The organism is Hymenobacter terrestris, assembly GCF_013377905.1.
Lineage (GTDB): Bacteria > Bacteroidota > Bacteroidia > Cytophagales > Hymenobacteraceae > Hymenobacter > Hymenobacter terrestris.
In genome coordinates this window covers 40609-65958 of sequence record NZ_JABKAV010000011.1, presented here as the reverse complement: position 1 = coordinate 65958, position 25350 = coordinate 40609, and the positions used below count along the sequence as shown (strand labels likewise).

Sequence of the window (25350 nt, the reverse complement as noted above, 5' to 3'; positions counted from 1 at the left end):
GCGTCCCGGAACGTCTGTGTTGACGACATTCTAGGACGCAGATGGGGCCGCTGCCGTACGCGCTAGTACAACCGATGGCGTAGTAGCCAGCCGGCGGCGTCGAACTCCTGCGCTTGGGGCTGGTAGGCTTCGGTTTTGAACTTGCCTACCCGAAGGGTGTTGCCGTCGCCACTTTCGTAAATAGTCAGGCGGCTGGTGGGGCTTTTCAGGGGGGCGGGCGTTGCTTCTATCAGATCCTGGCCCGAACCGTCGTAGACACTTAGCCGGATACGGCCGGTGGGCTCGCCGCGTACTTCGAACGCATCGTTGCCGCCCAGCCCGAAGAGTTTGATAGAGCGGGTTTCGGGGGCCGAAAAAGTACGCTGGTGCAGGAGCGTATCACCCTGGGGCGTACGGCGCAGCAGCTGCACCCGCACGGCCTCGGGGCCGGCGGGCTCCACCACAAACCGCTCGGCCTCGTCGGTACCAGGCAGCTCTATATCGCGGGCCAGCAGCTCGTAGAACCGGTTGGCTACGGCGGGCAGCTGGGCCCGCCGGGCGCGGAGCTTGCGCGTGAACTCGGCCTGGCTCAGCTCCTGCACCTCAGGCGGCCACACGGCCAGTGCACGGGCAATCACGTCGTCCGACAGCGCCAGGGTCAGCGAATCGGCTACCTGCTGGAAGTCCTCGCGCGTCAGGTAGGCCAGCAGCGACTTATCCATGGGCAGGGCCGCCCGATTGAGTCCCTCCACATCGGCCAGTCGTATCTTCTCGTGGAAGCTCTGGTAGTTGGTTTTCACCCAGCCAATCATGTGCGTCAGCAGGCCATCATCGAACTTGAAGAAAGCGTGGTCCCGGTCGCGCGGAATTGCCCGATAGGTGGTGCCGCCAGCCGCAGCCGGAAAGCTGGCCCAGCGCCACTGGTCTTCGCGGCGGCTCCAGTCGCCGAGCCACATATCGAACAAGCGGTTGCGCAGGTACTGGCGGGCATCTACCTGGTACCGGGAGCTGGCCAGCAGGTTGGTGAACACCTTGCGCGAACTTTCCACGCGCGCCGAGCGGCCGAAGCTGGCTACCGTGGTCTGGTCGCCTTCGGGCCGCTCCTCAAACAGATACAGTGCATACCCAAATTCTTCCCTAAACTCCCCCAGGGCCGGGTCGTCGGCCACATATACAAGGCGGGGGTTGGTGTGGTAGAGGCCGGCGGCGGTGGCCAGCGGCGCGGCAATGTAGGCCCCAAACGGATGGATTACGCTGGTCTGGTCCTTCATGATACGGCCAATGGGCCCCTCGCGCAGCCCTTCGGGCAGGGCCCGGGTAGCATCCTTATCCACGGAGCGCAACACATACTCGCGGCCGTTCCGATCAACGAGTCGCAGGTTTTTGGTCTGGAACGAGCCGCCCTCCTTGATGGGCGTCAGGCCGCCGGGCACGGCCGTGCGCAGGTTGAACACGGGTACCCGCACCGGCAGTTTCCACAGGTCGCGGTAGTGGGTACCCCAGAAAAAACGATGGATACGGCCCCGGTCGTATTGGGGGCCGGCTGCCACCACCACCGTCGAGTCGGGGCCGATTACGGGGCGGGAAGTGGTAGTAGTGCCTGATGGCTGGGCCGGAGCCGAGCAGGACAGCAGCAGCAGGCTGCTGCTGAGGCCGGTCATCAGCCAGGCCGAATAAGGGAAGAAGGACACGATACGCGAGAAGGAGAACCTACTAAGTGGCTGCCGCCAGGCGAGCCAACTACCCTTATAGCGCAAAGCCAGGGCCCGCGGTTGTTGAGAAACCAATACGCCGCAACCAACAAGCCGCGACCAATTACGTAGCAGAAACCACTGCCGCGAACTTTCCGCCCTGCATGAACTATCGTTACGCCCTGCCTTTTCTGCTGCTGAGTGCCACTGCCTGCAGCCGCAAGCCTTTTTTTCAGCCCGATGCCCGCGTGGCTTACACCACTCCCCTGCCGCCCACCGCCGATAGCGCGCTGGTAACGGCCGGGCGCCACTACCAGCGGGGGCCACTGGGCCGCTTCGTGCTGGGCCCGCACTACCGCCGGGCCTGGGCCGAGCCCGTAACGCTGCCCATATTCCGGCCCGAGCAGCTGGCACCGGGCGGGCTGAAATTTGTGAAGATGGGCGGGGGTTTTCAAACCACCAGCCTAACCATGGCCGACCCGGCGGGGCGCAGCTATGCGGTGCGTACCATCGATAAAAATCCTGAAAAAACGCTACCCAAATTCCTGCGGGCCACCTTTGTGTTCGGGGCCGTGCGCGACGCTACTTCGGCGGCCATGCCCTACGGGGCCTTTGTAGTACCACCGCTGGCCAAGGCCGCCGGTGTGCCGCACAGCACTCCGCGGCCCTACTACGTACGCCCCGATGAAACCGGACTCGGACCGGATTCAGAACGGTTTCAGGGTCGGGTAGTAATGGTAGAGCGCCGGTATGAAGGCAAGGAAAACATCGACGGGCCGGTGGCCGGAGCCACCGACCTCGATGAAACGGAGGATGTGCTGCCCGCCCGCTACGAAAATCAGCGCGACCAGCTCGACGGCGCAGCCTTTGTGCGGGCCCGGCTGCTGGACATGTGGCTCGGCGACTGGGACCGGCACGAAGGCCAGTGGAGCTGGGCTGCCTACCCGCGGCCCGACCGGCAACGGCACTGGCAACCCGTTCCGCAGGACCGCGACCAAGTGTTTTTTCGGTTCGATGATGGCTGGGCCTCGTGGCTGGTGAGCAAGGCCGTGGCCAAGTTCCGCACCTTCGGGCCGCGCTACGAAAGTATCAGCGGCTACACCCGTAACGCTTCGTTTATTGACAGCCGGGCACTGCCGGCCGTGCCGCGAACTGCATACCTGGCGGCAGCCCGCGAGTTGCAGCAACGCCTCACCGACACCGTAATTGAGCAGGCCGTACGCCAGGGTTTGCCGGCTGCGGTGTATGCCTACGAAGGCCCACGCATGATTGCCGGCCTGAAAGTCCGCCGCGCCAAGCTGCCCCAAGTAGCCGACGAATTCTACCATCTGCAGGCCGAGGAAGTGATGGTAGCCGGCACCGACGAGAAGGAGCGGTTTGTAGTGGAGCGCCGGAGCGACACGGCCACCGTGGTGTCGGTGTATTCGCTGGAGAAAATCCCCGCCGGGCAGTCGCAGGGCCAGTTGCTGTACAGCCGTAGCTTCGACCCGCGCGATACCAAAACCGTGCGCCTGCACGGCCTCAAGGGCAAAGACGAGTTCCTGGTTTCGGGCAAGGTGCGCCGCTCGCCTTTCATCGACATTTACGGCGGCCCCCACGAAGACATGGTGCGTGACTCCTCCCAGGTGGCAGGCCTGCGCAAGCGTACCCGCTTCTTCGACACGGCCCGCAACAACGACTTCCAGCGCGGCTCCGAAATCAAGGACAAAACTTCCCACGACGTTCTTTCCCACGCTTTTGACCGCGACGGTTCGGGAAGATGAGGTAAAACAGAACATCCTGCTGAGCTTGCCGAAGCATCTCTACTACATTCATAGAAGCGGTAGAGATGCTTCGGCAAGCTCAGCAGGACGTTCTGACTGCTTTCAAGCGGCTTCTATTTTTCAATCTCCTTCAGCATTTCCAGCACCATATGCTCGGTGGGCGTGAGCAGGTCGTTTTGCTTGGGGTCGGCGTCATGGCGGCGCAAGTAATCAACGAGCTTGTTGGAATTGAACAGCTCGATAACTTGGGGGTGAATGTAGTATTTGGAGCACACGGTGGGCGTGTTGCCCAAGTTTTCGGCCACGTCTTTTACGGCCCGTTTCAGGGTTTTGGGGCGTGGAAAGTCAGGTTCTTCTTCCAGAATCCGCTCCAGCGCCTCCACCATTTTCACGGTGCCGCCCCAGGTTCTAAAGTCCTTGGCTGAGAGACTCAGGCCGGTAGCCTCGTGCAGGTAGACGTTCACGTCGCCCGATTCCAGCTCCTGGCGGTGGCCGTCGGGGGCGTAGTATTGGAACAGGTGCTGGCCCGGAATTTCCTTGCACTTCTGCACCATGCGGGCCAGCTTCCGGTCGTGGATGGTGAGGTCGTGGGGCACGCCTTTCTTGCCCACGAAGCTGAAGCGCACATCGGCACCGCTCACGTTTACATGCTTGTCGCGGAGCGTAGTCAGGCCGTAAGTTTTGTTCTTTTTGGCGTATTCCTTGTTGCCGACGCGGATAAACGACTGGTCCATGAGCGTGAGCACCAAGGCTACCACTTTGGTTTTATCGAGCTGCGGCCGGGCCAGATCCTTGTGTATGCGGGCACGCAAGTCGGCCAGGTTTTCACCGAAAGCCCGCAGCCGGCTGAACTTGGTGAGGGCCCGGGCCTGGTCCCAGGCAGCGTGGTACAAGTACTGCTTACGGCCCTTGGCGTCGCGGCCCGTTACCTGCAGATGCGTGTTGGGCGAGGGCGAAATCCAGACGTCGGTCCAGGCCGGCGGAATGACGAAACCACCGATGCGGGCCAGCGTTTTTTCATCCTCAAGCAGCTCGCCCTTGGTCGTGCGGTAGCGCACTTTGCCGGCACGGGTTGTTTCGCGGGTCAGGCCGGGCTTGGTGTCGGTGAGGTAGCGCAGGCCGGCCAGCTCGGCCTGGCGGGCGGGGTCTTTATAAAGCTCGTGGGCGGCGGGCAGTGGGTCGAGACGCTTTTTCTTGGTTTTGGGGCGGGCGGTGGCAGTGGTAACCATTGCGGAATAAACAGGAAATACGGCACGCGCCGGAGCTGGCGGGCGGGTTTTGCTCTACGCAAAAACCTGGCAGAAGGTGGCCGCTGCTCGGTGCCCCGCCCAACGGCATAGTCAATCTGGCCAACTATTTTTTCTACCTGATTAGCCGCATTCTGCGTGACTGGTGCCTGTTTTTATGCCCGGACAAGCAACACCCCGCCGGGCTAGACCGTTAGTGCACCGCTGTCCCTGGCACCATTTTTTCTAGCGAGCCAGACAACTCTTTCTTATCCAACCATTCCATTCTTCGCTTCACATGCGGAATTTCCTGAAAAAAACCGGTCTTCTGGCGGGCTTGGCCCTCACCCTGGGCGGCGCAACTTCCTGCTCTAAAGACGGCGACGGCGTACTCCTGTTCTCCATTGAAGACGATAAGGCCCTGGGCGAGCAGGTAGCTGCCCAGACTGACTCAACTTTCCGGGCCAAAGGCCAGCTATTGGAGCCTGGCAGCAACCCACAGGCCTACGCGGCCCTCAACAAAATCGTGCTCCGGGTGCTCAATTCGGGCAAGCTCCAGTACCGTAACGAATTTCCCTGGGATGTAAAAATCATCAAGGACGACCAGACCCGCAACGCCTTTGCCACGCCCGGCGGCCACATCTACGTGTATTCGGGACTGATTAAGTACCTCGATAACGAAACTCAGCTTGCCGGGGTAATCGGCCACGAAATTGCCCACGCCGACCGCCGCCATACCTCCCGCCAGCTACAGCAGCAGTATGGCATTGGTGTGCTGTTGAGCCTGGTGCTGGGCAACAACCAGAACGCGCTGGTTGATATAGCCAACGGCCTGGGGCAACTCAAATTCAGCCGCGACTACGAAATTGAGGCCGATGACTACTCGGTGGAATACCTCAACGGCACCAACTACTATGCCTGCGACGGGGCGGCCGGCTTCTTCATTAAATCTCAGAACGACAACCAGGCCAGCCCGCCCGAGTTCTTCAGCACCCACCCCAACCCCGGCAACCGCGTGGAGAGCATTCAGGCCAAGGCCGACCAGCTGAACTGCCGGAACCGCACGGCTGGCTCCGACGACTTCAACCAACTGCGAAACGCGTTGTAGGGCCACGCACTCTTCGGTATTTTCAGGCTCCCGGCAGTTTGCCGGGAGCCTTTTTTGTGGCTGCTACTGACCCATTTCCACCGACCTGGCAACACCACTGGCCGGCTGCTGCGTAAACTGCTCTCCGGCAAACTGCTTTATTTGCGCCTATGCTTCCTTTCCGCGACACACTCCACACCTGGGCCGAAAACGCCGACGAATCTCTGACCCGCCTACGCAGCCGCCTCGGGTTGCTGCAACCACTACAGTTGGTATCCTACCGCAGCTACGGTACACCCGAGCGCCTTTACGTGAAGGGTCGCCTGCTCACCGACCGAGGCATCAGCGAGCCGGTCGACGACGACTCTCGCTGGCGCAACCTGCTGAACATGTACCGCCGCTTCGACAGCAACGAAATTGCCGGGGCCCAAATCAGCATCCGTCCCACCGATGGCACCAACCACCCCATTCTTACCGACGAGGAAGGCTACTTTACCCTCAACCTAGCCCCGCAGTCGTTGCCTGTGCCGATCGATTTTCTGTGGTACCCGGTGGAGGTGGCTTTGCAGCAGGCTCCTGCCCCCTTTCCCACCCCGCACGGACTGCGTGCCAACGCCATGGTGCTCATTCCGCCGCCCGACGCCGAGTACGGCATCATTTCCGACCTGGATGATACCGTAATAGAAACGTCGGCTACTGACCTGCTGCGCATGGCCCGCACGGTGCTGCTACGCAACGCCCGCTCGCGGCTGCCTTTCAAAGGTGTTGCTGAGTTCTACCGCCAGCTGCAGCTGGGCCGTAATGGGAAGCGCAACAACCCGTTCTTCTACGTCAGCAGCTCACCCTGGAACCTCTACGATTTGCTCGATGACTTTTTGGAGCTGAACGGCATTCCGCCCGGTCCATTGCTGCTCCGCGACGCGTCCATCAAGCGCCAGACGGCCGCCGCCAGCAGCCACCACGCCCACAAGCTGCACGAAATTGAGAACCTGCTGCTCACTTACCCGCTCCTACCCTTCGTGCTCATCGGCGACTCGGGCCAGGAAGATGCCAACATTTACCGCGAAGTGGTGCGCCGCCACCCCGGCCGCATCCTATCTATCTATATCCGCGACGTTAACCGCGCCGACCGCGCCGCTCTTGTTGAGCAGGTGCGCGAAGACTTACGGGGCGATAAGGTAGAGATGCTGCTGGTGCAAGACACCGTACAGGCCGCCGAGCACGCCGCTGCCACCGGCCTGATCTTCCACGAAGCCATTCCGGCCGTAGAGCAGGAAAAGGCCAAGGATGAGGTGAAGGAATAAGGCCGCACTGCCATTGCAAGTACACTCTAAAGCCAAACGCCCCCACCGGAATCCGGCGGGGGCGTTTGACCTTGGCAGTAGGGAAGGCTTAGCCGCGTACCGACAGCCACTTATCGAACACGCGCTGCTGCTCGGCGGTGGGATTGGGCTGCCGCTCGATGCGGTAGCGGCTCACAGGGCTGGCCAATAGCGGAAAGCTCAGCTCCTGCACCCGTCCCTCGCGGGTGACAAGCACCTTAATGGTAGCGCCCACGGGCCGGCCGGCCAGCAGCTTGTTCATATCGTCGGTTACGCGCACACCGTCGAGGCTCAGAATTTCGTCGCCTACGTTGAGGCCACCTTGCCAGGCACTGCCGTTGCGTACAACGCTGGCCACCGTCTGGCGGCCACCGGCAGGGCTGATGCGGGCTCCCAAGTCGGCCTCGGTAGCCTGGGCAGGCGTAACGCTCAGGCGCAGGCCGGCGTAGGCAAGGGCCTGCTCGTACGGCAGCATTTCGGTGCCGTACACATGTTTGGCGAAGAAGTCATCGAAGCGCTGGCCGGCTACTTTGGCCACCGCATCCTGATACTCCTGGTCGGTGAAGCCCCGTCCCTGCTTGAGGTAGTACTGGTCGTAGAGGTACTGCATCACGTCGTCGAGGCGCTTCTGGCCTTTGGTGGCGTTAATCACCATTAGGTCGAGCGTAGCCAGAATTACCTCACCCTTGTCGTAATAGCTGATGGCGGTATTGCCCGAGTTTTCGTTGGGGCGGTACTGCTTAATCCAAGCATCAAAGCTGGCATCGGCGGCCGACTGCACCTTGTTGCCGGGCGTGTTCTCGACGCGGTTGATACCGTTGCTTAGGTCGGCCAGGTATTGGTCGGGCGTCAGGAAGCCGGCCCGCTGCATAATCACATTCGAGAAGTATTCGGTGCCGCCCTCGCTCAGCCAGAGCATGCGGGTGTAGTTCTCCTTGTCATAATCGAACGGCCCCAGCGCCACCGGGCGGATGCGCTTTACGTTCCAGAGGTGGAAATACTCGTGCGCCACCAACCCCAGAAATCCCTTCCAACCGGCCTCCGACGAATACGCGTTGCGCGAAACCGACAGCGTGGTAGAGAACAGGTGCTCCAATCCGCCGGTGCCCCGGTCAATGTTGTGCACAATGAACAGGTAACGGTCGAGCGGATTGCGGTCGACTACCTTATGGGCTTCCTCGCACACGCGTTGCATGTCGCGGGTCAGGCGCTGCTCGTCTACCACCGGGTCGCCGTACATGGCCACCGTGTGGGGCGTGCCGTTGGCGGTGAAGGTGTAGATTTTCTGGTTACCGATTTCAATAGGCGAGTCGGCCAACTCGTCGTAGTTGCTGCTGCGGTACGTAAACGTGCCGCCGGCGGGCTTGAGGCTAGTGCTTACCTGACCCCAGCCGGGGGCGGGCTTCACCTCCAGCTGGCTGGGCAGCTGCTTGTTTTCGGCAGGGTACATGAATACGCTCGTGCCGTTCACGTAGCCGTGCGAGGCATCGATGAAACTGGTGCGCACGCTCAGTTCGTAGGCGTACACCTTATAGCGCACCGCGAAGCTGCGGGCCTTGGGGTGGTAAACGCGCCAGGTGTTCTTGTCCATCTTCTCGGTGCGCAGTGGCTGGCTGCCAGCCGTAGCTCCGAAGTCCTCTACATTACGCTCAAACTCGCGGATCAGGTAGGAGCCGGGAGCCCAAACCGGCATTTTTACGTCGGTGTAGGCTTTATTAAAGCCATCGAGGTTCATCTCGACCTCGAAATAATGGGTTTGCGGGGCCGGCATAGCCAGCGTGTAGCGCAATGTGGGCGCGGCCAGAGCAGCCAGGGCCGTGTGGCCCAGCAGCACGCCCAGGGCCGCCACCGCCAGGCGGCGGCGAGGAGCAGTAAGGAGCATTCAGCAGAAGATAAGATGGAGAACAAATGACGCCCGCCCCGCGGGCCGGCTGGGCAAAGAACGCGCAAAACCCCCAAAGGCTGCAATTACCCGCCCATGCATCTTTGCGCGCGCACTGCTTTGCCAGCGCAAACCCCACCAAGCCCGTTCCGCCTTGCCCCGCATGCGGGCCGGAACCTGCACTGTACTGTGGCCGTTAAGCAGGTCATCACCTTTTAATTGAAGCGATGCGCTACGTATGGTTGGTTTTTCTGCTGCTGGTTGCCCTGCTGCTGGGGCGTGCCGCCTGGGTGCGCCTGGGCTCCCCTGTACCTGCTGTGGTTGCCAAAGTTGACCGGCTCGCACCGGCTCGCCCGACGGCTTACGTAGTTTCGGCCACCGCCCCGCCGGCCACACTGCCGGTTGCCAGCTCCCCACTGGCCACACCGGCCGCTCGTCCAAAGCAAACGCTCCCTACATCCGGACTTCGGGCTCTCACTCCGGCCAGCAAAGCCGATAGCATCGTGGCTTTTGCGCTGCGCCAACTTGGTACCAGCTACTGCTACGCCGGCACCACGCCCGAGGGTGGCTTCGACTGTTCGGGCTTCGTGCTGTATGTTTTTGCCCGCTACGGCGTGCCCACCCCCCACTCTACTGCCCTCCTGATTGATGTGGGTCGCCCCGTGGCCCGGGCCACTGCCCGCCCCGGCGATATTGTGGTATTTACCGGCACTGCCAAAACCGCCACCACTCCCGGCCACGCAGGTATCGTTATCAGCCAGCCCGGCGAGGCTATCCGGTTCGTGCATTCCTCGTCGGCCCGCCGCGAGCCAGGCGTCAAAATCAGCCAGGTGGCCGGCACCGACTATGAGCGGCGCTTTATGCAGGTAAGGCGGGTGCTCTAAAAGGATATTAGTCAACAGGTTACCAGCCATATACAGCAGCCGGCCCCCGTCGTGAGTACGACGGGGGCCGGCTGCTGTATATGGCTGGGTTATTTTGCTTTGGAGGGCGAACGGTTTCACTTATTTATCCGATCATGAATTCGCCTAAAAGAGCGATGCCCGGCTGCCTATGCAGACCTCGTTTTGAGGCTGCTGGGCAAACCGGGCATCTAATCCTTCAAATCTTACCAAGCGGCTGGGCTGGGGTACAGCCACGCCATCTATTTGTAAGACCTTGCCAGAATGCGAGAACCCACCCTGAAGGGCCAACAGGGTTCCGCGCGTAAGCTGTTGTTAAGCGCGTCCGGCGGTGAAGCGGACTACATTCGACAGGCTTGGCAGGATTTGGTTGGGACTACTAGACATTTTGTACCTCCTTTCTTTAGATCCGACATAACCTCTGCTTCGCTACCCAGCACCTTAGGGCGGCTCGGCAGGGGCTGTAGCACTCGCTACGCATGGTAAAGTTAAACGCTAAGGGGATGGTTCAAAATAAAAACAGCTTTTTTTACGGTTCAAACTCATCTTTTATTCCATCTAATTGACATTCACGGGCTTTTAGATTCTAATTTTTCTCGTTGTCTGGCCTCACCGGCTTTTGGCCTCATACTTGCAATGCTCATCACAAGCAGAAAAATCCGCAGAACAGCCTATTGAGCTGGATTTTTCTATCTTTTCTCCCGAATCTATTTCCACTTCATTATCACCAATTCCATGAAAAAATTTCTTCTGTTAAGCGTGGCCTTCCTTTTTGGCCTGCTCTCTTCCGCTTCGGCCCAATCCCTCTCGCCGCTTGGCGTGTGGACCAATGCCGAGAAGAAAGCCACCTTTGAGATTTACAAGTGTGGCACCAAGCTCTGCGGCAAAATTGTGTCGCTGACAGTACCCAACGACGCATCTGGCAAGCCTAAAGTCGATACCCAGAATCCTGAGCCTAAGCTTCGCACTCGCCCCCGCTTGGGCATGGTATTCATGAACGGCTTCGAGTACGACGAGAGCAATAAGTGGGACGACGGTAAGATATACGATCCGGAAACCGGCAAAACCTACTCCTGCTACATAAAGATGCTTAACGCCAACACCATGGAGGTGAAGGGTTACATCGGCTTCTCGCTTATTGGTAAGTCGCAGACCTGGACGCGGGTGAAATAAGTCGCGTTACTGCACCAGTTTCGGCGGGGCTTCCGGCAACGGAAGTCCCGCTTTTTTGGGATTTCCGGGGGCCTATATTGGCGCATTTTTTGAACCTGAGCTATCAGCTGGCCACCAAACCATTTAGCTGGCCTGTGGTTACTACTTAAATTCAGTTACTTAATTTTGCTCGACCTGCTCAAACAGCTTTTTGCCGGCTCCGCCCCCGAATCGGGCGCTTGGCAGCCGTTGCACCGCAGCCCGGCGCAGGAGCGGCGCAGGCAGCAGTGGCTGGCTCAGCAGGTGTTCCTTAACTGGGCGGGGCCTTATTTCAAGGCCTATCACTACCAAAAGGCCGGCTTGCCCGGGGCTAGGTTCCGGGTGCAACTGGCCCGTAAGGAGGGTCAGCGCGGGGCTGTATTCCTTTACGACCCCAGCATGGGGCCGGGCAACTTCCAGCATTTCTTCGACTTCATCCGCGACCGGGTGCTGGCCCAGGGCTACCAGTTGGGCGCGGCCGACCAGCGCACACTGCACCACGAGCAGTACGCTGAAAGCACCCAGAAATACTTCCTCAAGCCCCAGCCCAACGACTGCACGGACACTGGCCGTTGTAACCAGCGTTTCGGCAACGTAACCGTCGATTTAGTGAGCATTAACGGCCAACCCGGCTTTATTCGGTTCGCCAACAACCCCTTTACCGACGCTATCTTCACACCGGCTGCTACCTTCGATGCACTGGTAGATGCGGTTTTCAACCTGCCCCCTGCCCCGCTCGAGGTGGAGGAACTGATAACGGCGTACAAAAAGCCAATAGCGTAGAAGCTTGCACAGCCCCAAAAACGGGTAAGGCCGCTGAACTTCCTATAGAAGGAAATTTAGCGGCCTTACCCGTTTTTGGAGCTTACGATTTTCTAGTCCTCCTTCACGAACCGGGCGCGGCTGGCCGAACCATCGGGACTGAGTAGACGCAGGTGGTAAAGGCCAGGGAGCAGCGTGCTTGTTTGGAGCACGGGGCGGGCGGCGGGCACGGTTTGGCGCAACACTACGCGGCCGGCGGCATCGGTTACCACGGCCTGAGCGCTCGGGCCGCTGAAATCGGCTAGGTGCAACTGGTCGCGGCAGGGGTTGGGGTACACGCTGAGCTGTGGCGCACGGGCCGCTTGGGTGCTCGTTATAACTCCCTCGTCGCGCACGGCCGGGCCGGCAGTGCTGTTAAGCAGCCACTGGTCGGGGTCGATTTCGATGCCGACGACTGCGCGCGACTCGGCCACGGCTAGCGTGCGTACCGGCTGCGTCTGGGCAAAGCGGACGATGCGGGTGCTGTTATCGGCAAAAGTCAGGCGGTAGTCGATATCGGTTTGGAAAAAGGGCGTAACGGTAGGCATCGATACGGTTTGGGTGCTCTGCAGATACACCAGACCGCCAGTCTGGTTCCAGCGCAACGCAAACGTAGGGTAGCCTTCACCCCGGAACCACTGGTCAAAGAAGTACTGCAACGACCGGCCGGCTTCGGCCTCGAAAAGCCGTTGCAGGTCGCGGGTGCGGGCCGTGCGCCCGCCATAGGTGCTCTGGAAGGTGCGCAGTACCCGGAAGAACTTGGCGTCGTCATTGAGCAGGTAGCGCAGCATGTGTACAACAGCCGCTCCTTTCTTGTAGCTGAGCCGGGAGCTGAAGATGCGACCTACGTTGCTGGTATCACTCACGAGTACGCTGCCGCCGGGCTGGCTCATGGCTGAGCTATGAGCTTGATTGAGCCAGCTACGGGCCGCAACGGGCGTAGAAAACGCGTTCAGCGCGAGGTACTCGCCGTAGGAAGCAAAGCCTTCATTAAGCCAGATGTCTTCCCAGGCCCCACAGGTTACGTTGTTGCCGAACCACTGATGGAACAGTTCGTGGGCCGTAAGCGTGAAATTGAAGCCGTCTTGGGTGGTCATGGTCTGGTGCTCCATGCCGCCGCCAATAGGTGCCATGCTGTGGCCATACTTCTCGTTGGCAAACGGGTAGAGACCCACCTGGGCCGAAAAGCTCTCAATGAAGCCCGGCGTCCGGTCTAATTCGGCGCGGTAGAAATTGAGGGCGGCCTGGTTGTAAATGTAGTTCACGATGGGAATACGCGGGCCACCTACGGGATTGGCGTAGTTCACATACTCGATATAAGGCGCCACAGCCACCGAAACCAGATAGTAGACAATCGGGTGGCGCGACTTCCACTCATAACGCACCTCGTTGTTGGGCAGGTTGGTTACGCGCTCCAGTACCCCGTTGGAGCCCACTTTGTTGGCTGCGGCTGTCGTCACCCACACGTCGGTCGAATCGGCTTTATCGGTGAGCACCTGCTTGCAGGGCCACCACTCATAGGCGTTGTAGGGCTCCGACAGGCTCCACGTGGTGCTCACGTTGTAGGTGGGCGCAATGCGGGTGTTCAGAGCGTTGCCGATGGCGCCCGCGTTGCTGTTGGGAGCCGTACCATTGTAAGTAATGCGGGCCTCAAACAGCGTGTTGGCGGCCACGGGCTGGGCCAGACCCACCGTTACGTCGCCCTGACCTTTGCGGCGCAGGCCGGCGCTGGCCTGCCCGTTTACCACCACCGATTCGATGGCGAAGGTGCTGTACAGCTCGAAGGCCAGCGAGTCGAGCGGCTGGCTGCCGGTGCGGGCCTTTATAGTCACCGTGCCGCCCACGTTACGGCTGGTGTTGCTCAGCCGGATATCGAGTTTGTAGTACTTGACGTCGTAGCCCGCCATTTTCTGGCGGTGGCTAAGGCTGGCGTAGGCCGGGCGGGCCGCCGCGCCGGTATGCACGCGGGCGCAGGCCTCGGCTGCCGAGCCATCGAGGTCGGTAGTGATAGGGCGATAGGTGGGCAGCTGAGCGTTGGCCGATAGGCTGCCTGCCAGCAGACCACTCAGCGTCAGCAGAAGAATAGAAAGGCGCATGGAGCGGATTGAAGTGGAGAACAGGATGCGGGACCTAAGGTACGGCCCCACCGCTCAAATTCAGTGGCTTACAGTTAGCCTTTACCCCGGCCGCTGAGTGCCGGTTTCGGTAGCGGCCGGCAGGACGTTCGGGCCGCTGCACCGAGCGTGACTTACGAAAAAAGCACAAAGCTCCTGCTTCGTGTATCACTGAATTACGGCGCGGCTGTCAGCACCGGCCCATAAAGCTGGGGCTTCGCGCCACTCGCTTTTTGCGTGATATCTACCACTTAAAATTCCTACCCCCAATACCTACTCAGGTACCGGGGGCAGGAATTTTTATTTCCCTTGCCTGCAGGGGCTCAAAATAGAAGTAGAAAGGCCGCAAACAGCGCAATCCAGAGGCCGTCGATGAAGTGCCAGTAAAGCGTGACCATGCGCAGTTGGAGGCGGCGGTAGGGGTTGCGGATGAATACCAGCGTGCGCACACCATCGGCGGCAGCGTGGTGGGTGCGTATCAGCAGCACTAGCAAAAACAGCATGCCGCCCAACAGGTGCGCCACGTGCAGGGCCGAAAGCAGGTACACGAACGAACCGCTGGCCATACCGTCGAAGAATACACCCTGAGCCATCAGCTCGCGCCACCCCAGCACCTGCAGGCCAGCAAAAACGCAGCTCAGCAGTAACGTGGCACCCAGGCAGCGGCGCAGCGTAGGCAGGTCGTCTTGGGCATAAATTCGACTGGCCTGGGCAATAACATAGCTACTGACCAGCAGCACAATGGTACTCAGCGAAAAGAAGCGCGGCAAAGCAAACACCCCACTGGGCGCTCCGGTCCGGAAATGCGTGAAGGCATAGGCACCAACCAGCACTACAAACAGCGCCGTAATACCGGCCAGCCCCACGTACAGCATCATTTGCAGCGGTGGCAGGCGCTCCATGCGCTGGAAGGCGGAAGCGGGGTGGTTGGAACCCACTTTTTTAGGAAAGTCGTGGTCGGAGCTCATGGACGAGGAAAACGGACAGACGTACGAAATGAAAACCAATCAACGGGCCTTTAGTTCCGGAAAGCCGACAGCTGGTTTCGGCTTACCGGGCCGTTTCTAAAGTACGCGAAATGGGCAGTTACAACCGTACGTTTTTCGGGCCGGTTTTCTCTCGCTTCTTCCTTGCCGGCAGGCTGCTACAGCTTACGGAAGAAGGAGCCAATTTTACCGAATACTGCGTTGATGGTAATTTTTGGGCTGCCGCTGGCGCCAAACGTAACGTGGGTTTTGCCCGCCACCCGCAAATCGAGTATCAGGCCCAGCTGCCGGGCCAGGTCGTTGAGTTGCTGCAGTGGGTCGGGGCCAGGCGGGCCTTTAGGCTTAGGTGGCGCGTGCGGGTCTTTGGGAGGACCGGCCGTTATTTTGTCGAATACGCGCTGGCTGGGAAAATTGATAATCAGGTAGCCACCCGTGCCCGCCACCTGCACCTCGTCCCCATCAAGCGACACCACCAACTGCGCGTCAATATCGAGGCCGCTAGCCAAGAGTGCTGGGGTTGGAGTTGGCCGGCGGCAGGTTACCGGAAGGCGGGTTCTCGCCCCGGGTGCGGATGCGCAGCGCGCCGTTGAGCCGCCAGGTAGTAGGCGTACCAGGGTTCTGGGCGTTGGGCACCTGCAACTCCATCTGGTCAAAATTCAGGGCCAGTTCAACGCCGCCCGAAAGCTTGGAGAGCAGCGAAGCGGCCGTGTCGGCCCAGGAAGTAGGTTGGTCAGGCATAGTTTGGTGATGAAGTGGTGAGTGGTTGATTCGTGGGGCAAGAACGTCATGCAGTTCGGAGCGGAGAATGACGTTCTCTCGCGGGCCGATGATGGTAACTCTGCAAACGCCGTTGCGGGGCGCAAGTTACAGTTGTGGACGGGCACGGCTTTTGCCTGACAGCTTATGTCCCCGGCAGAATCCAAATGGGCTGGCCTGCGTATGCAGGGCGTGCAGCCGGTTTTGTCGGGTCAGATTTTCACTTCGCTCTTTTCTATGTCCTCCTCTTACTTTGTGGCTCTGGCCACCGGCCTCTTGGCTACGGTAACCCTGCAGGCCCAAACCCTCTCGGCTTCTACCCCGGTGGCCAGCTGCCCCCACCCTTTCGGCCTGGCCGACAACACGGCCCGAACTTTTACTCTGCAGGACGGGCGGGGCTCAACCACGGGCTATTTACATCAGCGGGTGGTGAGCCTAGACACCGAGCAGAACAAGAAAAAGACCCAGACCACCAACACTGTGCTGCTTAAAAGCGGAGCCTACGACACCAAAGGACGCCTGTTGTACCTGCGCGACCTGACTTTCCGCTGCCGCCAGGACACGGCCTTTACCGACGGCCTCGACCAACTTAAGCCAGAGCAGCTCAGCTCCTTCCGCGACCGGCTCCTGACTTATACCCCTACGCCTCTGGCCTGGCCCAACCAACCCACCGTGGGCTCGGAATTACCCGGGGGCGGCATGTTGGTTGATGTGCGTAGCTCGGCCGTGGATATTGCGAAAGTCTACGCCACCGTTGGCAAGCGCCGCGTAACGGGCCAGGAGTCGGTTACGACACCTGCCGGCACCTTCCTGTGCTATAAAGTGGAGGCTGAGCTAGAAAGCGCTACCGTGGCCCGCACCGACCTGAAGCTGGGCTCTACGGTGCGGGTGGTGGATTACTACGCGCCCGCCGTAGGGCTGGTGAAGTCGGAGGTGTACGATAAAAAAGGCCGGCTGGAGCAGGTACGGCTACTGACGGGGCTGGACCAATCGGCAGGCTCCATTGTAAAAGAAACGAGTAAGCGCAAAAAGTCCTAAATTCCGACTTTCTACCGCTTTTCATTTCCTGGCTTATGCGCCCTTTCCTCCTATTGCCCACCGCGCTGCTGCTGCTGCTGTTGGGCGCCTGCCAGAATGCAACAACCACTTCCGGCACGGCTGTTACCACTCCGGAGGTTTCTCCTCCAACGGCCAATTCGCCCCAGGGCAAAACCTACGGCGCGGCCATTACGGGCGAGGGCGCTCAACCTCTGTCGGCCCTGCCTACGCTGCTTGGCACCCAGGATTCGGCCCAGGTGAAGCTGGTGGGCACCGCCAACGAGGTATGCCAGGCTAAAGGATGCTGGATGACCATGAAGCTGGCCGATGGCCGCGACATGCGCATTAAGTTCAAGGATTACGCCTTCTTCGTGCCCAAGGATATCAGTGGCAAAACCATCGTCATCAACGGTTGGGCCCACCGCGAAACCGTGCCCGTATCCGACCTGCAGCACTATGCCAAGGACGCCGGCAAATCGTCCGCCGAAATTGCTGCCATCACCGAGCCCCAGCAGCAGCTCAACTTCGAGGCCGACGGGGTATTAGTGCAGGAGTAAGAACAACCAAGCAACCGCCTGTCATGCTGTGCATGGCAGGCGGTTGCTTGTTTACCAGTTCGCGCATTCACCGCTTCACCTGCTCAATTCGTAGCTTGCGGACCTAACCTGCAACACCGCTATGAGCCCCGATATCGAAGCGCGCATTATCGCTCTTACCGAGCAGCTGCACCACCTCAACTACCAATATTACCAGCTCGACCACTCCGAAATACCCGACCAGGCGTTTGACGCGCTGCTGGCCGAGCTGGCCCGGCTGGAGGCCGAACATCCGGCCCTGGCCCGGCCCAACTCGCCCACCCGGCGGGTAGGTGGCACCGTTACCAAGCAGTTCCCAACGGCCGAGCACCGCTACCCCATGCTCAGTTTGGGCAATACCTACTCAGAGGCCGATTTGCGTGAGTTCGATGAGCGGGTGCGCAAGGGCCTGGAGGGTGCCGAAATGCAGTATGTGTGCGAGTTGAAGTTCGACGGCGTGGCCATGAGCCTGACCTACGAGCATGACCAGCTGGCGCAGGGCGTTACGCGCGGCGACAGCACCCGCGGCGACGTGGTAACCAACAACGTGCGCACCATTCGCAACCTGCCGCTGCACCTGCGGCCCGCCGGCCCGCCCCGGCCACCCGAGTTCGAGGTGCGGGGCGAAATATTCATGCCCCTGCCCGTATTCGGCGAGCTGAACGAGGAGCGCGAGGCCAACGGCGAGGCCCTGTTGGCCAACCCGCGCAACGCCGCCAGCGGGGCCCTCAAGCTCCAGGATTCGGCCCAGGTGGCCGCCCGCCGGCTGCGCTTCTACGCCTACTCCTTCCTGATGCCCGGCCGCTCGCAGTTCGAAACCCACAGCGCCTCGCTCGAAGCCTTAAACGCCTGGGGCCTGCCCGTTTCGGACACCTGGCGGCGCTGCGCCACTATCGAGCAGGTGCTGGATTACGTGCATGAGTGGGACAAGAAGCGGTTCGGGCTGCCAGTCGCCACCGATGGAATAGTTATTAAGGTAGACGATTTCCGGCAGCAGGAGCTGCTGGGCTACACCTCCAAAAGCCCCCGCTGGGCCATTTCCTTTAAATACCCCGCCGAGGCCGGCCGTACCCGTCTGCAGGCCATCCAGTATCAGGTAGGCCGCACCGGGGCCGTTACGCCGGTGGCCTTACTCGACCCCGTGCCGCTGGCCGGTACCGTGGTAAAGCGCGCCTCGCTGCACAACGCCAACCAGATTGCCGCCCTCGACCTGCGCCTCGGCGACCTGGTGTTCGTGGAGAAAGGCGGTGAAATTATTCCCAAAGTAACCGGGGTTGACCTGGAAGCCCGCCCCGCCGATAGTCAGCCCATCGTGTACCCCACCGAGTGTCCGGCCTGCGGTACGCCGCTCATCCGGCCCGAAGGCGAGGCCCACTTCCGCTGCCCCAACGACCGGGGTTGCCCGCCCCAGCTCAAGGCTAAACTCGAGCATTTCGTGTCGCGCAAGGCGCTTGATATTGACGGGCTGGGCGCTGAAACCGTGGGCCGCTTCTTCGATCTGGGTTTAGTGACTGATGCGGCTTCCCTCTACGAATTGCCGGCTAAGGCTGTAGAGTTGGCCCAGTTGGAGCGCATGGGCGAGAAGTCGGTGCAACGGCTGGTGGCGGGTCTGGAAACCAGCAAGCTGGTCCCGTTCGATAGGGTACTGTTCGGGCTGGGCATCCGCTACGTGGGCGAAACCGTGGCCGAGAAGCTGGCCGCCCAATATCGCACCGTAGAGGCGCTGGCAGCGGCCACGGCCCCCGAGCTGGCCGCCGTGCCCGAGGTGGGAGGCGTTATTGCCGAATCGGCTGCCGCCTGGTTTCAGGAGCCCGCCAACCAGGACTTTGTGGAGCGCCTACGCACCGCGGGCGTGCAACTGGCCCTCACCGGCGAGGCACCCCAGCCCCAAAGCGACCGGCTGGCCGGCCTCACGTTCGTGCTTTCGGGCGTATTTGAGCTGCACAGCCGCGACGAGCTGCAGCACCTGATTCAGCAGCACGGCGGCAAAATCACGGGCAGCATCAGTAAAAAGCTCAGTTTCCTGGTAGCCGGCGACAAAATGGGCCCGGCCAAGCGCGAAAAGGCTACCACGCTGAAAGTGCCCATCATTGGCGAAACGGAACTGCTGGCCATGCTCCCGAAAGCTGACGAAACGCCAGTTCCCTCAGCCGACGAAGCCCCAGCGGCTTCCGCCGACAAGGCTTCGGGCACTCTCACCCAGGGTTCGTTGTTCTAGCTTCGGTCAGGCCAAGCACGCAATACGTTTGGGCCGGCCGCCTTCTTATTCATCTCTCACAGAAATACTTACCATGCTTCGTCACCTGCTGCTGATTACCCTGGCCCTCGCGCCGCTGACCTTGCTGGCCCAAACGCCCCTGCCCGCCGCACCAACGCCGGCTCCTAAGCCAATCAGTACCGGTGCTATTTCCGTTGCCGCTGTACCGGTAGCATCCATCGCCGAGGTGAAGAAGACGCTTCGCCAGCCTAATGTGGTGCTACTCGATGTGCGCACGCCCGAAGAATTTGCCACCGGCCATCTGCCCGGCGCCGGCAATGTGGATTTTCGCGCCCCCGACCTGGCCGCGCAGTTACAGAAGCTCGACCCCAGTAAAACCTACGTGCTCTACTGCGCGTCCGGCAACCGCAGCAACAAAACCGCCCTACTCATGCAGGAAAAAGGCTTTAAGCACGTTATGAATGCCGGGGCTTACAAGGATCTGAAGGACGAGGTGAAGTAGCGTCAAGCGCCGTAAATGATATGGACCGTACCAGAGCGCAATCCTGCCAGTCGGTTTTACCCGTATCATTTACGACGCCGCCGCTCTTGTACTGCGGAGCGGGGTTAAGTCGTTCGCTGTATCCGCGCGTCAGGAGGCTTGCCTCACGACCAAGTAGCCATCGGCGCACCAACTATAGCCCATCTTAACTCCTCACGCCATGCCCCGTCTGCTGCGCCCATTGTTCCTGTTTCCGCTATTCGCGGGCTTGGCGGCCTGTTCAGAAGGAGTGGAATCCATGCCTGAAATGCCTGCCCCGGCAGTTGGCGCGGCGCTGTACCGCGTTACGTTCGAGGCCAGCTGGAGTGCAGCCACGCATGCCAGCTTCCCGGCCGGCGCCCATTTCTCCGCCGTAGTAGGCGCTTCCCACCGCGCCGATGGCCTGCTGTTTCAGCCGGGCCAGCTGGCTAGTGCCGGCATCAAAGACATGGCCGAGCGGGGCAACAACACAGGGCTGCGCGCCGAAATCAACGCTCTGCAAGGCAGTGGGGCGGCTTTTCGCTTGATGGAAGGTCGCGGCAACATCAATTCGCCAGGCATGGTGGCCGACACCATTCGTCTGGATGCAGCGCATCCCCGGCTGAGCCTGGTAACCATGATTGCGCCGAGCCCGGATTGGTTTGTGGCGCTGGAAAATGAAAACCTGCTCGGAGCCGATGGGCAATGGGTAGCCGAGCGCCGGATAGCAGCTCGGGCCTACGATGCCGGTACCGACGGCGGCGCTACCTTCACGGCACCCGACCAGCCGATGCTACCGGCCGGGGTAATTGTGCGGTTGCCATTGCCCCCCGCCACCGGACCAGCCCCCGACGGCCCCCCATTGGGTAGCTGGCATCTGGAGCGCATCAAGTAAGCTACCCTCACAGCGTGCCGACAGACCTATTCCGTGGCGCGGGTCGAACACTCAACGCCTGCCACACCAAAAGCCCCTGACGTCAGCATTGACATCAGGGGCTTTTGCGCTTTACTTCTTCTCTTTGATTTCGAGCCTAGAAGCTCTGCACCATGTTGTTGTGCAGAGTGCGAGGGGTCCAGTAGCCGCTGGCGATGATGCGGCGGATGGTGAAGAGCGGGTCCTGCTGGTCGCGCTTTTCGGCCAGGATAAACGCCGCGTCCATGCCGCGCGACTTCAGCTCCGGAATAGCCTCGGGGTTCCAGAGGCCGAAGGGGTAAGCGAAGTAGTTGACTTTCTTGCCCGTAATTTCTTCAAGCACTTTGGTAGGCTTCTCAATTTGGGTCACCCAGTCCTGGCCCTGGTACTTCTTCACGTTGTGGTGGTCCCAGGTGTGCGAGCCGATGACGTTGCCCTCATCGGAAAGCTGCTTGACCTGCGCCTTGCTCATGTAGCGGGGGCGGCCGAGGCTCACGGTCATGATGAAGTACACGCCCTTGAAGCCGTACTTCTCCAGCGTGGGGCGGGCCACGGTAAACTGGTCGAGGTCGGTATCATCGAAGGTGAGCATGACCGGCTTGCTGGGCAGCGGGGCACCGGTGGTGAGGTAGGCGTAGAGCTGGTCGGGCAGAATGGCGTGGTAGCCTGAGTCGGCCAGCATCTTCATCTGGGCCTTGAACTGAGCTACCGGAATGATGTAATCCTTAGCGCCTTTCGAGTCGGATGACTTCCAGTCGCGAATCTGATGGTAGCACAGAATGGGCACCTGCTTACGACCTAGCACGGTAGCAGCATCGGCCCGTTGGCCGGCCGGGATGGTGGCCGGGCTGCCGTTGTTCAGGCTGGCGGCCGTGGCGTTGCCGGCGGTGGGGGTAGTGGCCGTCAGGGCCGAGTCGGCGGCTAGTTCGGCGGTAGCAGCGGCGGTTTCGGTACCGGCGGCGGTTTTGGTTTCGGTGCAGGCAGGCAGCACGGCCAGGGTGGCCAGCGCGGCGGCCAGCACGGGGTACTTCGTGAACTTCATGGATGATGGGAGTGCAGGCTGCCGAAAGGCGGGCCGCAGGGGAAAATACAGTGAAAGAAAATCAGATGAACCTTCGGTCTGACGGCCGTATCTTGCCGCCGGTCCTTCTTTCTACAAAGCAACCGCTTATTTCCCGCATGGACAAACTCCGTGGCACCGGTGTGGCCCTGGTTACGCCCTTCCTCCCCTCCCCCGACCGCGCCGTGGACTACCCGGCCCTGCGTCGCCTCATCGATTTCCAGCTCGAAAACGGTACCGACTACCTCGTTATCAACGGCACCACCGCCGAGTCGCCGACCCTGACTACTGAGGAGCGCAGCGAAATCCGGCGCGTGGCTCGTGAGCACACGGCCGACCGCGCCCCGCTGGTGTACGGCCTGGGCGGCAACGACACGGCCGCACTGGTCCGCAGCCTGGAAACCACCGATTTAAGCGGCTACGACGCGCTGCTCTCAGCCTCGCCCTACTACAACAAGCCCAGCCAGCGCGGTATCATCGCTCACTACCAGGCCCTGGCCGACGCCTGTCCGATACCCGTGCTACTCTACAACGTGCCCGGCCGCACCAGCTCCAACCTCACGGCCGCTACAACCCTGGAGTTGGCCCAGCACCCCAACATCATCGGCATCAAGGAAGCCAGCGGAAACCTGGAGCAGTGCATCGCCATTGCGGCCCAAAAGCCCACCGATTTCCTGCTGATTTCGGGCGACGATATGATGACTACCTCCCTCATCAGCTTCGGCGGCGCGGGCATCATCTCGGTGCTGGCCAACGCCTTCCCGCAACGCTTCTCGGCCATGACCCGCGCTGCCCTCAACGGCGACTTCGACGAAGCCAGCCAGCTGCTGTTTGGCTTCGCCCAGCTCAACCCGCTCATGTATGAGGAGAGCAACCCCGTGGGCGTAAAAGCCGCCCTGGCCGCCCAGGGCCTGTGCTCTGATGCCGTCCGCCTGCCGCTGCTGGAGGCCAGCGAAGGGTTAACTGGCCGGATTAAGGAGTTGATGTAATAGAGTTTTGACTCGGAAAATCCGCATATACCCGACCCTTATGGTCGGGTATATGCGGATTTTCTCCGTTCCGTCTGTACTCAAATTAGGGTCGAACAAAATACGTACAGCAGGGGCGTTAGTGCTATGCCTAATAATACCACGTAATCCCTGCGCTTCTGCCCTCTGTTAAACAGACTCAGACCTCCCAGCGCCAGCACAAATATGGCAACTAACCCAAGCGTTAAGATCACCAATGCGCCGTTTGCGGCTCCGCAGGATGCTGGATAATTGGCCGAACCATTTGCAAACCAATTAACCACGAACGCCCACCACAAGCCATAAAATCCGACGGCGATAGTGCTCCAAAGGCGACGACGGAAGATACTCAACATTAATGCAATGGCTTAATGAAACTACAAAAGCTTTGTTACCAACCACTGGCCAGCACGTCGGCGATGTGCAGGGTTTTGATGGGCTTTTTCTCGCGGCGGATGTAGGCGTCGAGGTGCATCAGGCAGCTGGTGTCGGTGCTGATTAGGTAGTCGGCGCCGGTGGCTAGGGCGTGCTCGACCTTCTGCTCGGCCATAGCCACCGATATGGCTTCGAATTTCACGGCGAAGGTGCCGCCGAAGCCGCAGCAGGTTTCAGTTTCGGCCATTTCGAGGCGTTCCAGGCCCGCCACACCATCGAGTAGCTGGCGTGGGGCCGCGCGGATACCGCACTCGCGCAGGGCCGCGCAGGAGTCGTGGTAGGTGTACTTGCCACTGAGGTTTGCCCCCGGAATGCTGGTGATTCCCAGCACATCTACCAGAAACTCGGTCAGCTCGAAGGCCCGGCGCTGCACGCCGTGGTAGCGGCCGGCGTCGGGCGTGCCCTCGAACAGGTCGGCGTAGGTGTTGCGCACCATGCCGATGCAGGAAGCCGAGGGGCTCACGATGTAGCGCTCCTGCTCGGTTGGAAAGTCGGTGAGAAACTTGCGGGCCACGTCGCAGCTCTCGGTTTTATAGCCCGCGTTGTAGGCTGGCTGCCCGCAGCAGGTTTGGTTGGGGTTGTAATGTACCTCGCAGCCCACGGCCTCCAGCACCTTCACCATGTTCATGGCGGTGTGCGGGAAAAGCTGATCTACGAAGCAGGGAATGAATATATCGACGGCGGTATGCATGGGGCAGGTCTAATAAGCAGCGAATAAACCTGTCATCCTGAGCGGAGCGAAGGACCTGGAAAGAAGCTGCTGAGCAATGACGTCAGCTTCTTTCCAGGTCCTTCGCTCCGCTCAGGATGACAGTGAACTAGTGCCCCGCAAAGATGCGCTGATTCAGCCGCATGGCCTCATTCAGCGCCTCCAGGTTCACGCCCGGCTCCAGCCCGACTTGGGTCGAAAACTCTAGGAGCCGCTCGGTGGGCATATTTCCGGTGAGCTCATCGGCCGCCATCGGGCAGCCGCCGTAGCCGCCCAGTGCCCCATCAAAGTGGCGGCAGCCGGCCTCGTAGGCGGCCTGCACTTTCTCCTGCCAGGTATCGGGCGTGGTGTGCAGGTGGGCCCCAAACCGGATATGCGGGTAAGCGGCCGTCAGCTCGCGGAAAGCGGGCGCGATGGTAGCCGGCGTGCTGGCCCCGATGGTGTCGGACAGCGCCACAATGCCCACGCCCAGCGCGTCGAGCTTCTGCGTGAACTCGCCGAGCACAGCCGGGCTCCAGGCGTCGCCGTAGGGGTTGCCGAAGCCCATGCTCAGGTACACCACCTGCTGCTGGCCGGTGCGGGCGCAGATTTCCTGCATGCGGGCCACATCATCGAGGGCCTGGGCAATGCTTTTGTTGGTGTTACGCTGTTGAAACGTTTCGGACACCGACAGCGGGAAGCCGATGTAGCGGATTTGCGGGTGGCTGGCAGCCGTTTCGGCCCCGCGCAGGTTGGCCACAATGGCCAGCAGCATGGTACCCGACTGGCTCAGGTCGAGTGCTTCCAGCACCTCGGCTGTGTCGGCAAGCTGCGGAATGGCCTTGGGCGAAACGAAAGAGCCGAAATCGAGCGTACTGAAGCCGACTTTCAGCAGGGCGTTCAGGTAGTCTATTTTATCGGTGGTCGGTATGAACGTGGGCCAGCCCTGCATCGCGTCGCGGGGGCATTCGGTGAGGTAGAGCATGGGCGGGAAGTGGGTGGAGCGCAAAGATAAACCCTGCCCCGACAACCCCAGCCTCACTCCAGCTCCGCTCCTGCTAACAGTCCACCACTCCGTAGCGGCCGCCCTTCACGATCAAAATCAGCAAGCCGTTAACGAAAGGTTTGTGAAAGCTGGGTTAACCTACGGTCTTTTGCTGCGCGACCTTTTTATCGGATACTGCTATCAGCGCTCCGGGCTTCCTGCCGGGCCCACA

General features: G+C 60.7%; 22 protein-coding genes. 12 read left to right on the top strand and 10 right to left on the bottom strand.

Annotated elements, in window-relative coordinates:
- Nucleotides 1–62 precede the first annotated feature (62 nt).
- Nucleotides 63–1670 (bottom strand): hypothetical protein, encoded by a 1608-nt coding sequence (locus HW556_RS06060; RefSeq protein ID WP_176898965.1) that lies wholly within the window; start codon nucleotides 1668–1670, stop codon nucleotides 63–65.
- Nucleotides 1671–1834: 164 nt separating this feature from the next.
- Between HW556_RS06060 and HW556_RS06055 the strand changes: the two genes are divergently transcribed.
- Nucleotides 1835–3433, top strand: a complete 1599-nt coding sequence (locus HW556_RS06055; RefSeq protein ID WP_176898963.1) for a hypothetical protein — start codon at nucleotides 1835–1837, stop codon at nucleotides 3431–3433.
- Between the two features lie 113 nt (nucleotides 3434–3546).
- Here HW556_RS06055 and HW556_RS06050 read toward each other — a convergent pair whose 3' ends face one another.
- The gene (locus HW556_RS06050) at nucleotides 3547–4662 is read right to left on the bottom strand and encodes a DNA topoisomerase IB (protein WP_176898961.1); all 1116 of its coding nucleotides are present in this window, start codon (nucleotides 4660–4662) and stop codon (nucleotides 3547–3549) included.
- Between the two features lie 295 nt (nucleotides 4663–4957).
- On the opposite strand from HW556_RS06050, the gene HW556_RS06045 reads away from it, so the two are divergent.
- The gene (locus HW556_RS06045) at nucleotides 4958–5767 is read left to right on the top strand and encodes a M48 family metalloprotease (RefSeq protein ID WP_176898959.1); all 810 of its coding nucleotides are present in this window, start codon (nucleotides 4958–4960) and stop codon (nucleotides 5765–5767) included.
- A 149-nt stretch (nucleotides 5768–5916) separates the two neighbouring features.
- On the top strand, nucleotides 5917–7050 hold the full coding sequence (locus HW556_RS06040; RefSeq protein WP_176898956.1) for an App1 family protein: 1134 nt from the start codon (nucleotides 5917–5919) through the stop codon (nucleotides 7048–7050).
- 88 nt (nucleotides 7051–7138) lie between these two features.
- Here the strand turns inward: HW556_RS06040 and HW556_RS06035 are convergent, their stop codons facing one another.
- A complete protein-coding gene (locus HW556_RS06035; RefSeq protein ID WP_176898954.1) occupies nucleotides 7139–8950 on the bottom strand; it encodes a M61 family metallopeptidase in 1812 nt (603 codons plus the stop codon).
- Between the two features lie 227 nt (nucleotides 8951–9177).
- Between HW556_RS06035 and HW556_RS06030 the strand changes: the two genes are divergently transcribed.
- The 3 genes from HW556_RS06030 to HW556_RS06020 all read left to right on the top strand — a co-directional run bounded on the left by HW556_RS06030 (nucleotide 9178) and on the right by HW556_RS06020 (nucleotide 11826).
- Nucleotides 9178–9834 carry a C40 family peptidase gene (locus HW556_RS06030; RefSeq protein ID WP_176898952.1) on the top strand — a complete coding sequence of 219 codons (657 nt, stop codon included), beginning with the start codon at nucleotides 9178–9180 and terminating at the stop codon, nucleotides 9832–9834.
- 753 nt (nucleotides 9835–10587) lie between these two features.
- Nucleotides 10588–11025 (top strand): DUF2147 domain-containing protein, encoded by a 438-nt coding sequence (locus tag HW556_RS06025; protein ID WP_176898949.1) that lies wholly within the window; start codon nucleotides 10588–10590, stop codon nucleotides 11023–11025.
- A gap of 165 nt (nucleotides 11026–11190) precedes the next feature.
- Nucleotides 11191–11826, top strand: coding sequence for a hypothetical protein (locus HW556_RS06020; protein ID WP_176898947.1), 636 nt, complete (start codon nucleotides 11191–11193; stop codon nucleotides 11824–11826).
- Nucleotides 11827–11918: 92 nt separating this feature from the next.
- Here HW556_RS06020 and HW556_RS06015 read toward each other — a convergent pair whose 3' ends face one another.
- The 4 genes from HW556_RS06015 to HW556_RS06000 form a co-directional block, all read right to left on the bottom strand.
- Nucleotides 11919–13940, bottom strand: a complete 2022-nt coding sequence (locus HW556_RS06015; protein WP_176898945.1) for a M1 family aminopeptidase — start codon at nucleotides 13938–13940, stop codon at nucleotides 11919–11921.
- Nucleotides 13941–14281: 341 nt separating this feature from the next.
- Entirely contained in the window at nucleotides 14282–14926 is a 645-nt protein-coding gene (locus HW556_RS06010) for a cytochrome c oxidase subunit 3 (protein WP_176898943.1), read from the bottom strand.
- A 176-nt stretch (nucleotides 14927–15102) separates the two neighbouring features.
- Nucleotides 15103–15450, bottom strand: a complete 348-nt coding sequence (locus HW556_RS06005) for a hypothetical protein (protein WP_176898941.1) — start codon at nucleotides 15448–15450, stop codon at nucleotides 15103–15105.
- Complete coding sequence (locus tag HW556_RS06000) at nucleotides 15443–15682, bottom strand: hypothetical protein (RefSeq protein WP_176898939.1); 240 nt, start codon at nucleotides 15680–15682, stop codon at nucleotides 15443–15445. The genes HW556_RS06005 and HW556_RS06000 overlap by 8 nt, the downstream gene beginning before the upstream one ends.
- A 255-nt stretch (nucleotides 15683–15937) precedes the next feature.
- Between HW556_RS06000 and HW556_RS05995 the strand changes: the two genes are divergently transcribed.
- The 5 genes from HW556_RS05995 (at nucleotide 15938) to HW556_RS05975 (ending at nucleotide 20925) form a co-directional block, all read left to right on the top strand.
- Nucleotides 15938–16738, top strand: coding sequence for a TapB family protein (locus HW556_RS05995; RefSeq protein ID WP_176898937.1), 801 nt, complete (start codon nucleotides 15938–15940; stop codon nucleotides 16736–16738).
- A 35-nt stretch (nucleotides 16739–16773) separates the two neighbouring features.
- Nucleotides 16774–17295, top strand: coding sequence for a DUF4920 domain-containing protein (locus HW556_RS05990; RefSeq protein ID WP_176898935.1), 522 nt, complete (start codon nucleotides 16774–16776; stop codon nucleotides 17293–17295).
- Nucleotides 17296–17416: 121 nt separating this feature from the next.
- Nucleotides 17417–19531, top strand: coding sequence for an NAD-dependent DNA ligase LigA (gene ligA / locus HW556_RS05985; protein ID WP_176898933.1), 2115 nt, complete (start codon nucleotides 17417–17419; stop codon nucleotides 19529–19531).
- 73 nt (nucleotides 19532–19604) lie between these two features.
- Nucleotides 19605–20033, top strand: a complete 429-nt coding sequence (locus HW556_RS05980; protein ID WP_176898931.1) for a rhodanese-like domain-containing protein — start codon at nucleotides 19605–19607, stop codon at nucleotides 20031–20033.
- A gap of 199 nt (nucleotides 20034–20232) precedes the next feature.
- Nucleotides 20233–20925, top strand: a complete 693-nt coding sequence (locus HW556_RS05975; RefSeq protein ID WP_176898929.1) for a spondin domain-containing protein — start codon at nucleotides 20233–20235, stop codon at nucleotides 20923–20925.
- Nucleotides 20926–21061: 136 nt separating this feature from the next.
- On the opposite strand, the gene HW556_RS05970 is transcribed toward HW556_RS05975, so the two are convergent.
- Entirely contained in the window at nucleotides 21062–21985 is a 924-nt protein-coding gene (locus tag HW556_RS05970; protein ID WP_176898927.1) for a polysaccharide deacetylase family protein, read from the bottom strand.
- 137 nt (nucleotides 21986–22122) lie between these two features.
- Here HW556_RS05970 and dapA point away from each other — a divergent pair, with 137 nt between their 5' ends.
- Nucleotides 22123–22992, top strand: coding sequence for a 4-hydroxy-tetrahydrodipicolinate synthase (gene dapA, locus HW556_RS05965; RefSeq protein WP_176898925.1), 870 nt, complete (start codon nucleotides 22123–22125; stop codon nucleotides 22990–22992).
- Nucleotides 22993–23401: 409 nt separating this feature from the next.
- On the opposite strand, the gene HW556_RS05960 is transcribed toward dapA, so the two are convergent.
- Together HW556_RS05960 and HW556_RS05955 are read right to left on the bottom strand one after the other, a co-directional pair.
- Entirely contained in the window at nucleotides 23402–24136 is a 735-nt protein-coding gene (locus tag HW556_RS05960; protein WP_176898923.1) for a (Fe-S)-binding protein, read from the bottom strand.
- A gap of 127 nt (nucleotides 24137–24263) precedes the next feature.
- Nucleotides 24264–25118: a hydroxymethylglutaryl-CoA lyase gene (locus tag HW556_RS05955; RefSeq protein WP_176899009.1), complete on the bottom strand. Its 855-nt coding sequence runs from the start codon at nucleotides 25116–25118 to the stop codon at nucleotides 24264–24266.
- Nucleotides 25119–25350: the final 232 nt, after the last annotated feature.

Bases quoted from the DNA above. Each gene is read 5' to 3' on its own strand.
- HW556_RS06055 (WP_176898963.1), top strand. From the start codon at position 1,835: ATGAACTATCGTTACGCCCTGCCTTTTCTGCTGCTGAGTGCCACTGCC.
- HW556_RS06050 (WP_176898961.1), bottom strand. From the start codon at position 4,662: ATGGTTACCACTGCCACCGCCCGCCCCAAAACCAAGAAAAAGCGTCTC.
- HW556_RS06045 (WP_176898959.1), top strand. From the start codon at position 4,958: ATGCGGAATTTCCTGAAAAAAACCGGTCTTCTGGCGGGCTTGGCCCTC.
- HW556_RS06040 (WP_176898956.1), top strand. From the start codon at position 5,917: ATGCTTCCTTTCCGCGACACACTCCACACCTGGGCCGAAAACGCCGAC.
- HW556_RS06035 (WP_176898954.1), bottom strand. From the start codon at position 8,950: ATGCTCCTTACTGCTCCTCGCCGCCGCCTGGCGGTGGCGGCCCTGGGC.
- HW556_RS06030 (WP_176898952.1), top strand. From the start codon at position 9,178: ATGCGCTACGTATGGTTGGTTTTTCTGCTGCTGGTTGCCCTGCTGCTG.
- HW556_RS06025 (WP_176898949.1), top strand. From the start codon at position 10,588: ATGAAAAAATTTCTTCTGTTAAGCGTGGCCTTCCTTTTTGGCCTGCTC.
- HW556_RS06015 (WP_176898945.1), bottom strand. From the start codon at position 13,940: ATGCGCCTTTCTATTCTTCTGCTGACGCTGAGTGGTCTGCTGGCAGGC.
- HW556_RS06010 (WP_176898943.1), bottom strand. From the start codon at position 14,926: ATGAGCTCCGACCACGACTTTCCTAAAAAAGTGGGTTCCAACCACCCC.
- HW556_RS06000 (WP_176898939.1), bottom strand. From the start codon at position 15,682: ATGCCTGACCAACCTACTTCCTGGGCCGACACGGCCGCTTCGCTGCTC.
- HW556_RS05995 (WP_176898937.1), top strand. From the start codon at position 15,938: ATGTCCTCCTCTTACTTTGTGGCTCTGGCCACCGGCCTCTTGGCTACG.
- HW556_RS05990 (WP_176898935.1), top strand. From the start codon at position 16,774: ATGCGCCCTTTCCTCCTATTGCCCACCGCGCTGCTGCTGCTGCTGTTG.
- ligA (WP_176898933.1), top strand. From the start codon at position 17,417: ATGAGCCCCGATATCGAAGCGCGCATTATCGCTCTTACCGAGCAGCTG.
- HW556_RS05980 (WP_176898931.1), top strand. From the start codon at position 19,605: ATGCTTCGTCACCTGCTGCTGATTACCCTGGCCCTCGCGCCGCTGACC.
- HW556_RS05975 (WP_176898929.1), top strand. From the start codon at position 20,233: ATGCCCCGTCTGCTGCGCCCATTGTTCCTGTTTCCGCTATTCGCGGGC.
- HW556_RS05970 (WP_176898927.1), bottom strand. From the start codon at position 21,985: ATGAAGTTCACGAAGTACCCCGTGCTGGCCGCCGCGCTGGCCACCCTG.
- dapA (WP_176898925.1), top strand. From the start codon at position 22,123: ATGGACAAACTCCGTGGCACCGGTGTGGCCCTGGTTACGCCCTTCCTC.
- HW556_RS05960 (WP_176898923.1), bottom strand. From the start codon at position 24,136: ATGCATACCGCCGTCGATATATTCATTCCCTGCTTCGTAGATCAGCTT.
- HW556_RS05955 (WP_176899009.1), bottom strand. From the start codon at position 25,118: ATGCTCTACCTCACCGAATGCCCCCGCGACGCGATGCAGGGCTGGCCC.